11 protein-coding genes are annotated in these 9029 nt (G+C 73.2%); 4 read left to right on the forward strand and 7 right to left on the reverse strand.

The genetic code is table 11. The annotated features are described in order from the left end of the window. Nucleotides 1-127 precede the first annotated feature (127 nt). A complete protein-coding gene (locus ACIQ9E_RS21630) occupies nucleotides 128-925 on the forward strand; it encodes a PhzF family phenazine biosynthesis protein (RefSeq protein ID WP_403709345.1) in 798 nt (265 codons plus the stop codon). Nucleotides 926-1009: 84 nt separating this feature from the next. On the opposite strand, the gene ACIQ9E_RS21635 is transcribed toward ACIQ9E_RS21630, so the two are convergent. Together ACIQ9E_RS21635 and map are read right to left on the reverse strand one after the other, a co-directional pair. Beyond that, nucleotides 1010-1681 carry a heme oxygenase (biliverdin-producing) gene (locus ACIQ9E_RS21635; protein WP_403709347.1) on the reverse strand — a complete coding sequence of 224 codons (672 nt, stop codon included), beginning with the start codon at nucleotides 1679-1681 and terminating at the stop codon, nucleotides 1010-1012. Nucleotides 1682-1893: 212 nt separating this feature from the next. Continuing rightward, nucleotides 1894-2751, reverse strand: a complete 858-nt coding sequence (gene map, locus ACIQ9E_RS21640; RefSeq protein ID WP_403709349.1) for a type I methionyl aminopeptidase — start codon at nucleotides 2749-2751, stop codon at nucleotides 1894-1896. Nucleotides 2752-2829: 78 nt separating this feature from the next. On the opposite strand from map, the gene ACIQ9E_RS21645 reads away from it, so the two are divergent. Next, nucleotides 2830-3072, forward strand: coding sequence for a hypothetical protein (locus ACIQ9E_RS21645; protein WP_403709351.1), 243 nt, complete (start codon nucleotides 2830-2832; stop codon nucleotides 3070-3072). A 60-nt stretch (nucleotides 3073-3132) separates the two neighbouring features. Here the strand turns inward: ACIQ9E_RS21645 and ACIQ9E_RS21650 are convergent, their stop codons facing one another. From ACIQ9E_RS21650 to npdG, 3 genes are all read right to left on the reverse strand, one after another. After that, on the reverse strand, nucleotides 3133-4464 hold the full coding sequence (locus ACIQ9E_RS21650; protein WP_403709353.1) for an MFS transporter: 1332 nt from the start codon (nucleotides 4462-4464) through the stop codon (nucleotides 3133-3135). 90 nt (nucleotides 4465-4554) lie between these two features. Further along, a complete protein-coding gene (locus ACIQ9E_RS21655; RefSeq protein WP_006349603.1) occupies nucleotides 4555-4740 on the reverse strand; it encodes a hypothetical protein in 186 nt (61 codons plus the stop codon). A 171-nt stretch (nucleotides 4741-4911) separates the two neighbouring features. Beyond that, nucleotides 4912-5634: an NADPH-dependent F420 reductase gene (npdG, locus tag ACIQ9E_RS21660; protein WP_403709355.1), complete on the reverse strand. Its 723-nt coding sequence runs from the start codon at nucleotides 5632-5634 to the stop codon at nucleotides 4912-4914. 96 nt (nucleotides 5635-5730) lie between these two features. Here npdG and ACIQ9E_RS21665 point away from each other — a divergent pair, with 96 nt between their 5' ends. Then, nucleotides 5731-6339, forward strand: a complete 609-nt coding sequence (locus ACIQ9E_RS21665; RefSeq protein WP_403709357.1) for a hypothetical protein — start codon at nucleotides 5731-5733, stop codon at nucleotides 6337-6339. 11 nt (nucleotides 6340-6350) lie between these two features. On the opposite strand, the gene ACIQ9E_RS21670 is transcribed toward ACIQ9E_RS21665, so the two are convergent. After that, nucleotides 6351-6725, reverse strand: a complete 375-nt coding sequence (locus tag ACIQ9E_RS21670; RefSeq protein ID WP_403709359.1) for a hypothetical protein — start codon at nucleotides 6723-6725, stop codon at nucleotides 6351-6353. Between the two features lie 84 nt (nucleotides 6726-6809). Further along, entirely contained in the window at nucleotides 6810-7610 is an 801-nt protein-coding gene (locus ACIQ9E_RS21675; protein ID WP_403709361.1) for a site-2 protease family protein, read from the reverse strand. Nucleotides 7611-7811: 201 nt separating this feature from the next. On the opposite strand from ACIQ9E_RS21675, the gene ACIQ9E_RS21680 reads away from it, so the two are divergent. After that, nucleotides 7812-9029 (forward strand): BTAD domain-containing putative transcriptional regulator (locus ACIQ9E_RS21680; RefSeq protein WP_403709363.1); only part of this gene is annotated, 1218 nt, incomplete at its 3' end.

Here is a 9029-nt window from a genome sequence, read left to right on the forward strand (position 1 = left end):
CCCCCCCCCCCCCCCGCCCCTGTCGTGCCGTCCCCGGGATACCGGCCCGCCCCGCCGTCCGTGTGGCGTTGGTGACGGATTGGGGACACCGGGCACGTACACGGTTCACCGGTGCTTCAATGCCCGGGTGAACGAACGCCAACAGCTCGACGTCCTGCGCGTCTTCTGCGCCGCCGACGGCCGGCACGGCAGCGCCCTGTCCGTCGTACGCGACCCCCGCCCCTACCGCGATCCGGCCTCCCGCCGGGCCTTGGCGGGCGGCAGCGGCGGCGACACCGTGTTCGTCGACGACCCGGAGCGCGGTGTCCTCGACCTCCACGCGCCCGGCGCCCTGCTCCCCTTCGCCCCGCACGCCCTCGTCGGCGCCGCCTGGCTGCTCGATCTGGAGGAGCTGAACCCGCCCGCCGGACCGGTCTGGACCCGCGGCGACGGCGAGTTCACCTGGATCACCGTGCGCGCCGCCTGGGCACCCCCGTACACCCTGGAGTGGTACGCGAGCCCGGAAGAAGTCGACGCGCTGCCCGTCCCGCCGCCCGGCGGCACCCCGCGCTACGCCTGGGCCTGGGAGGACGAGAGGGCGGGCCGGATCCGGGCGCGGGCCTTCCCCGGCACCGGAGCTGCCGAAGCCGCCGGAGCCCACGGCATCACAGCGGTCCCCGGCCCCGACGCCACGGACACCGGCATCGAGGACGAAGCCGGCGGTGGCGCCGCACTGCTGCTGACCGACCGGCTCGGCCGGGCCCTGAACATCACCCAGGGCCGGGGCTCGCAGATCCTCACCGCCCCCGGCCCCGACGGCGAGGTCGAGATCGGCGGCCGGGTCCGGCTGATCTCCCAGGCCCGGCTGCTCACCCCCGTACCCCCGCCCGCCCCGGTACCCGCGCGCAGGCTCAGCGTCGCCGACGCGCTGCGGCTGATGACCTGAGGGACAGCCGCCCGCGCCGGTACGCCGGAGGCCGGGGACCCGTCATGGGGTCCCCGGCCTCCGTACCGCCGGAACGGGCCGCGCTCAGGCGCTGACCGGATACGCCTCGTTCAGCTCCCAGAACACCGCGCTGTTGAAGTCGAAGGCCCGCCGGCACTCCTCCACGATCCGCTGCTTCTCCAGATCGTCCGCGTTCACCGTGTCCAGCAGTTCGCGGTAGGTCCGCTTGAACGCCGCCGGGTTGGAGATCCGCTCGAAGACGTAGAACCGCACGCCGTCGCCCTTGCGGGGGAAGCCCCAGGTCTTCTCTGCCTGGTCCCGGATGACCTGGCCGCCGGAGAGATCCCCCAGATAGCGGGTGTAGTGGTGGGCGACGAACCCGGCGGGCCAGGTGCGGGCGCACTCCTCGACCCGGGCGACATAGGCCGCGGTGGCGGGCAGCGGGGTGACACCGTCGCGCCAGCCCTCGCCCCGCAGAAACGTCAGATCGCGCTCCAGCTCGGCCGTACGCAGCAGCTCGTCCCGGACGAAGGGGCCCGCGACGGGGTCGTTCCGCAGCGCCTCACCGGCCTTCTCCAGCGCCCGGTAGACGTACCAGAGCTGCTCGGTGTAGTGGGCGTACGCGCCGACCCCGAGCCCGCCCGCCAGCAGCCGGCCGATGAAGGGGGAGGCATTCGCCTCGTCGTGCTTGTCGTGCGTGGTGGAGCGGAGCAGCTGGGAGAAAGGCGTGCCGGGGGTGGCTGCGGTGGTGTCCAAAGCGGTCCTCCGGGAGGCATGGGGAAGAAGTACGACACAGGGCGCAAACGACTGACGGCAGGACGAAACGCCCACCGACGCCGACACTCGGATGCGCCTGTTGCCAGTTCGATTCTCCCTACTTAGGCTTACCTAAGTCAATACCTTCCCGACGCCCTGTCGGTAAATCCGCGGGCGCCGGGGGCACCCGGTGACTCCCTGTTCCGGACCGCTCAGGGCAGGGTGAGGATGTCCGCCCCGGTCTCCGTGACCACCAGCGTGTGCTCGAACTGCGCCGTCCGCTTCCGGTCCTTGGTCACCACGGTCCAGCCGTCCTCCCAGAGGTCGTACTCGTACGTCCCCAGCGTCAGCATCGGCTCGATGGTGAACGTCATCCCCGGCTGCATCACCGTCGTTGCGTGCGGGGCGTCGTAGTGCGGGACGACGAGACCGGAGTGGAACGAGGTGTTGATCCCATGGCCCGTGAAGTCGCGGACCACGCCGTAGCCGAAGCGCTTGGCGTACGACTCGATGACCCGCCCGATCACGTTGATCTGCCGCCCCGGCTTCACCGCCTTGATCGCACGGTTCAGCGACTCCCGGGTCCGCTCCACCAGCAGCCTGGACTCCTCGTCCACCTCGCCGCAGAGATAGGTGGCGTTGTTGTCGCCGTGGACCCCGCCGATGAACGCCGTCACATCCAGGTTCACGATGTCGCCGTCCCGCAGCACCGTGGAGTCCGGGATCCCGTGGCAGATCACCTCGTTCACCGAGGTGCAGAGGGACTTCGGGAACCTGCGGTAGCCGAGGGTGGAGGGGTACGCGCCGTGGCCGATCAGGAACTCGTGGGCGACCCGGTCGAGTTCGTCCGTGGTCACGCCGGGCGCGATGTGCTTCGCCGCCTCCTCCATCGCCTGCGCGGCGATACGCCCCGCGATCCGCATCAGCTCCACGGTCTCCGGATCCTGCACCTCGGACCCCGCGTACGGGGTGGGCGCCGGTTTACCGACGTACTCGGGGCGCGCGATGGCGGCGGGAACGGAACGGACGGGGGAGAGCACCCCGGGCACGAGCAGCGACTGGCCAGACATGTCAGCGAGTCTAACCAGCGGGGGTGGGGCAGCATGGTCCCGTACGACGGTCGTACGGGAACGAGGGACGGAGACGCCATGGCCCTGTTCAAGCGGCGGCAGGCCGGGAAGCCCGGCGAGTGGTACTACTGCCTGAAGCACCAGAAGGTCGAGGAGGGTCCCGAGTGCCCGGCGAAGGACCGCTTCGGGCCCTACACCACGCGTGAGGAGGCGGCCCACGCGATGGAGACCGCCCGGGAGCGGAACCTGGAGTGGGAGACGGACCCGCGCTGGCACGACAAGACGGGCCGGGGGGACGACGAGGGCACATCGGGTACCTGACGGGGCGGCCGCCGGCCACGGGGCGGGGGCTCACCGCCCGCGGCGCCCCGGACGGGCGCCCTACGCCTGCGCGGCCCCCGCCTCCGCCTCTGCCTTTCCGCCGCCTCCGCCGGTCTCCACGCGTCCCGCCGCTTCCTTCTCCGCGCGGCGGGACAGGGCGTCCTCGTCCGTCGATGCGTCGTACCGCACCAGCTTCGGCAGGGCCGCCGCCAGCAGTCCCACGACCGCGACACACGCCACCCCGCCCGCCCAGATCGCCGGGCGGGTGCCCGACCAGCCCGCGTGCGCACCCGCCCGGACCTGACCGAGCTGCGGCCCCACGCTGTACGACAGCACTTCGATACCGGCCAGCCGGCCCCGCAGCCCGTCCGGGATGGTCTGGTTCCAGATCGTGGAGCGGCCCAGTCCGCTCAGCATGTCCGCGGCGCCCGCCACCGCCAGGAACACCAGCACCAGCCAGACGTTGTCCACCAGTCCCGCGCCCGCGATCCCCGCACCCCAGCCCGCGGCACCGAAGACGACCAGCAGACCGTGCCGCCGTACCTTCGAGGTCCAGCCGCTGGTCAGACTGAGGACCACCGAGCCGAGACCGATCGCCGCGTACATCAGCCCCAGCGACCACTCCGCGTCCAGATCGTCCGCCAGGAACGGCAGGATCGCCATCGGCGCGGAGATCACCATCGCCGCCAGGTCGATCGCGTACGTCCCCAGCAGCACCGGCCGTGACCAGGCATAACGGGCACCCTCCGCGATGCCCCGCAGGGACGGCTTCTCCGCCTCGCGGGCCGCGGGGGAGGGCGCCAGCTTCCGGCAGAGCAGTACCGAAACGGCGAAGGTCACGACCGTGACCCCGTACGCCGCCGGATGACCCGCGTACGCCACCACCACACCCGCCACCGAAGGACCCACGATCGCCCCCGCCTGCCAGCGCAGGGCGTTGAGCGCGGCGGCCGCCGTCAGCTGGTCGTGCGGCACGATCCGGGCGATCAGCGAGTCGAGCGCGGGGCGCTGGAGCCCGGCCATCGCGGAGACCCCGGCCGCGACCACGTACAACGGCCAGAGCAGCGGCTCCGGCAGCACCGCGTTGACCAGCAGGATCAGCGCGAGCACCCCGAGCCCGGCCTCCGTCCACAGGATCAGCTTCCGCCGGTCCAGGGCGTCCGCGAGAGCACCGCCGTACAGTCCGAAGACCATCAGCGGGATCAGTTCGACCGCACCCATCGCGCCCACCGCAACCGGGGACTCGGTGAGGTCCTTGATCTGGAGCGGCAGCGCGATCATCGCCATGAAGCTGCCGAAGTAGGTGATCAGCCCCTGGGTCCAGAGCAGGCGGAAATCGCGGGAGGAACGCCAGGGGGAGAGATCGGGGAGTATCGCGGAGAGCTGGGGCACAACATGCCATGGTCCGCTCGGCCCGGTGCATGGGGCAACCGGTTTTCGGCGGCCCGGAGCCGGTCCGGGATGCGGTCCTGCGCCCCGGGGTCAGCCCGCGGTGCGCTGCGCCCGCTCCGCCTTGCCGCGCCGGAAGTAGTACCAGGTCATATTGGACGCCAGCCCCGCCAGCAGCACCCAGACGATCCCGATCCACATCCCCTGGACGAAGGAGACCACCGCGGCGGCCACGGCGAGCAGACAGACGGCGAGGGAGTAGAGGGCGAGGCGGGGCATGGGGCGCGGCTCCTGATCGGCGGGCCGGGCGGGGGCCCGGCCACGGACTGACGACGGCGGACATACGGCCCGCCGGGGCGGTCGGGCCCCGGGGACGTATCTCCCCCAGTGTCCCCCATGCCCCGCCCGGATCTGCGGGCGGCATGCGCAGCCGCCCGCCCCCGCCGGTACTCACACGTCGGTGACGCGCAGCCCCGCGTGCGACTTGTAGCGGCGGTTCACCGAGATCAGATTGGCGACCAGCCCCTCCACCTGGTGGGCGTTGCGCAGCCGCCCGGCGAAGACGCCGCGCATCCCCGCCATCCGGGCCGTCAGGGCCTGGACGAGGTCCGTGTCCGCCCGCGCCTCGCCGAGCACCAGCACATCCGTGTCGATCTCGGCGAGTGACGTGTCCTGGAGGAGGGAGGCGGAGAGGTGGTGGAAGGCGGCCGTCACCCGCGACTCCGGCAGCAGGGCGGCGGCCTGCTCCGCCGCACTGCCCTCGGCCGGCTTCAGCGCGTACGCGCCCTGCTTGTCGAAGCCGAGCGGATTGACGCAGTCGATCACCAGCTTCCCCGCCAGCTCGGCGCGGAGCGACTCCAGCGTCTTCGCGTGACCGTCCCACGGCACCGCCACGATCACCACATCGCTGCGGCGGGCGCACTCCGCGTTGTCCGCGCCCTCGACCCCGAGCCCCAGCTCGGCCGCCGCGGTCTCGGCACGCTCCGCCGCCCGCGAACCGATGATCACCTTCTGCCCGGCTCGGGCGAACCGGTAGGCCAGCCCCCGCCCCTGGTCGCCGGTGCCGCCGAGGACACCGACGACGAGGCCCGATACATCGGGCAGCTCCCAGGGGTCCTTGGGGGCGGGCTTCGAACCGGCGGGGGCGGTGCTGCTGCTGTCAGTGGAAGTCATGCGGCCGACCCTACTCGGAGGTAGGCCGGCCCCGTACGGGTGAGCCGGGGTGATACCCGTCATCCGGGCAACCGCCCTGGTCCAGCATGCGGGGGCATGGATGCGATGAGGGTCGCGCTGCTGCGCGAGGTGCTGGCGGGTACGGAATGGCCGGGCGCGGCACGGCGGTTCGCGGGCGCCCTGCGGACGTCGGTCACCCCGCGCGGGGGAGGGCTGCTGCTGGTCGGCACGGAGGAGTACGAGCCATGGCATCTGGCCGCACACCTGGTGGACGAGGCCGCCTGGTCCGGCCGCCCGGAACTCGCCCCCACCCTGGTCCGCCACCGCGTCCGCCCCGGGGACCCGGCCCACTTGGCCGTGGGCCCGGCCCGGCTGCGCGCCGCGCGCCGCGGCGAAACCCTGCTGGTGGTCGCCCCCGGCAGCCCGGGGGAGCAGCTCCTCACCCACCTCGACAGGGCGCGCCGCGCCGGGGCGACCCTGTTCGCGCTGGACGGCGGCGACCGGGAGGTGCGGGCCCTGGCCCATGAGTCCCTGACGGTCGACCCGGCGGCCGAGGAGATCGACCTGGACATGGTCCAGCACCTGGTGAGCGCGGCGGCGGGCGAGAACGGCACCCCGCTCCCGCCCCGCGGCCGCCGCCCCTTCCGCGACCGGGTGGCCCGCTTGGTGGACCATCTGACGGCACCGCCCCCGGAACGCTGGTAGCGCTGGTCCGGTCAGGCGAGTTTGATGAGCTGTGTCTCGAAGACCTTGGTGGGGAAGGCGAGTTCCTTGCCGGGGGTGCCGGTGGCGGTGAGGTAGCCGACGGTGGTGCCCTTGCGGAAGACGACGACCTTGACGGGCAGGGTCTTCCCGGCCTTCTCGACCTCGGTGGTGAAGGCCATGGCCTGCTCCGCCCCCTGGGGTGCGAGGTCGGCCTTGACCTTTGTGAGCTGCTGCCGGGTCCCCTGGACGGAGGCCTCGAACCCGCCGGCGCACGTTTCCAGCGCCCCGGACAACTGCTCCATGGCGGACTGGCCGCCCTGCCCCTCGTACAGTCCGAGGGTGACGGTGGTGGTGACCCCGCTGCCGGTGATCTGCTGTAAGCCCACCGGGATCTCGTCCGAGAGAACCCCCGTCCCCCGCGCCGCGACCCGGCCCGGGGGACGGGGCCATTCCGGGCGCCCCGCCGGGGATCAGCCCGTGCACACCGACGGCGGCTGCTGCCAGAAGCGGTAGAGGTCGTAGCCGCAGGCCGTCTCCAGATCCGGCACCCCCAGCCCCCGCAGCACCCAGTCCACCAGGTCGAAGAAGGCGCGGTTCACCTCCGGTACGAAGAACAGCAGCGCGAACACGATCAGCAGACCGTACGTGCCGACCGGGGCGAGGCGGCGGCGCATCGCGGGGGACAGCCACGGTTCGACCACCCCGTACCCGTCGAGCCCCGGCACCGGCAGGAAGTTCAGCAGGGCGGCCGTGACCTGGAGCAGCGCCAGGAAGCCGAGGGCGTGGCGGAACAGCGGCGGGACACCCTCCAAACCGTGCAGCCAGAACGGGGCCGTACACACCACGGCGAACGCCACATTCGTCAGCGGGCCCGCCGCGGAGATCAGACTGTGCCGCCAGCGGCCCGGGATCCGGCCGCGTTCGATGAACACCGCACCGCCGGGCAGCCCGATACCGCCGAGGACCACGAAGAGGACCGGAAGGACGATGCTGGTCAGCGCGTGGGTGTAGGTGAGGGGGTTGAGCGTCAGATACCCCTTGTCGACGACGGTCGGGTCACCGCTGTGCAGGGCCGTGCGGGCATGCGCGTACTCGTGCAGACAGAGGGAGACCACCCAGGCGGTGGTCACGAAGACGAAGACCGCGAACCCGGCGGTCCCGGACCAGTCCGTCCAGACCGCCCAGCCTGCCAGCGCGCCGATCGCGACGATGCCGAGGAAGACGGGGCTGACCCGGCGGGAGGACCGGGAAGAGGCGGCTGCTGGGCTCATGGCGCGGCTCCGGTGGCGTGACGGCGTGGTCACCGACCGTACCCGTCGGTGCCGGTGAGGGGAGAACGAACCGGGCCATGCCCTGGTTCCGGCCGTCCGGACCCCGGTGTTCCGGCCCGCCCGCCCCTCCGCCTTCCGACCCGCCGCCCGCCCTCCCCCCGTCCGTGCCCGCACCCCCCGCCCGGCGGGGAGAATGGCCGGGTGCGCTACTCCGTACTCGGCACCACCCAGGTCCATCGCGACGACGGCACCCCTGTGCCCCTCGGCGGCGCCCGGTTGCGCGCGCTCCTCGGCGCGCTGGCACTCAGCCCCGGGCGGGCCGTGCCCCCGGGGACCCTCGTGGACGAGGTCTGGGCCGGGGAGCCGCCCGCCGATGCCACGGGCGCGCTGCAAGCCCTGATCGGGCGGCTGCGGCGGGCCGTCGGAGCCGCCGCGGTCACCTCCGAGACCGGCGGCTACCGGCTCGCCGCCGATCCGGACGATATCGACCTCCACCGCTTCACCCGCCTCGCGGGCGAAGGTGCCCGCGCCCTCGCCGCGGACGACCCGGTGAAGGCCCTGGGCATCCTCGACGAGGCGCTCGCCCTCTGGCGCGGCCCGGCGCTCGCCGACCTCCCCGACGACGGCCGGGCCGAGGCCGCCCGCGCCGAGGCCCGCCGCCGGACCGCGGTCAAGGACCGGCTGGCCGCGCTCGTGGTACTCGGCCGGGCCGCGGAATGCCTGCCCGAGCTGGCCGCGGCCTGCGCCGCCGACCCCCTCGACGAGCCGCTGCACGCGCTGCGGATCCGCGCACTGCGAGCCACCGGACGGCCCGCCGAGGCCCTCGCCGCCTATGAAGAGGTACGGTCCCGGATCGCCGGCCGCCTCGGCACCGACCCGGGACCCGAGCTGCGCACCCTGTACGCGGAGCTGCTCACCCCCGCCGAAACCCCGGCCCCCGCCGTACCGGAGCACCCGGCCGTACCGGAGGGCCCGGCCGAATCCCCCGCCGTCCCACCGCTTCCGCCCGCCGCGCACGGCAATCTGCGAGCCCGGCTGACCTCGTTCGTCGGACGGGAGGACGACCTCGGCACGCTCCGCGACGATCTGCGGAGCGCCCGGCTGGTCACCCTGACCGGTACCGGCGGCGCGGGCAAGACCCGCCTCTCTCAGGAGGCCGGGGAACGGGAGACGGACGCCTACCCGGACGGTGTCTGGCTGGCCGAACTCGCCCCGGTCGACGACCCCGAGAGCGTCCCCGGGACCGTGCTCCTCGCCCTCGGCGCCCGGCAGACCGTGCTGCGCGGCGCGGGCGCCGAGGAGCTGCGGGCCGAAGCCCTCGCCGCCGATCCTCTGGAGCGGCTTGTGGAGCATTGCCGGTACCGGCGGATGCTGTTGATCGTGGACAACTGCGAGCATGTGGTGGACGCGGCGGCGGGG

Origin of the sequence: Streptomyces sp. NPDC094448 (assembly GCF_044763775.1) — a bacterium.
In the GTDB taxonomy this organism is placed as follows: Bacteria; Actinomycetota; Actinomycetes; order Streptomycetales; family Streptomycetaceae; genus Streptomyces.

Coding starts and splice junctions, on each gene's coding strand:
- ACIQ9E_RS21675 (WP_403709361.1), bottom strand. CDS start 7,610: ATGAGCCCAGCAGCCGCCTCTTCCCGGTCCTCCCGCCGGGTCAGCCCC.
- npdG (WP_403709355.1), bottom strand. CDS start 5,634: ATGACTTCCACTGACAGCAGCAGCACCGCCCCCGCCGGTTCGAAGCCC.
- map (WP_403709349.1), bottom strand. CDS start 2,751: ATGTCTGGCCAGTCGCTGCTCGTGCCCGGGGTGCTCTCCCCCGTCCGT.
- ACIQ9E_RS21645 (WP_403709351.1), top strand. CDS start 2,830: ATGGCCCTGTTCAAGCGGCGGCAGGCCGGGAAGCCCGGCGAGTGGTAC.
- ACIQ9E_RS21665 (WP_403709357.1), top strand. CDS start 5,731: ATGGATGCGATGAGGGTCGCGCTGCTGCGCGAGGTGCTGGCGGGTACG.
- ACIQ9E_RS21655 (WP_006349603.1), bottom strand. CDS start 4,740: ATGCCCCGCCTCGCCCTCTACTCCCTCGCCGTCTGTCTGCTCGCCGTG.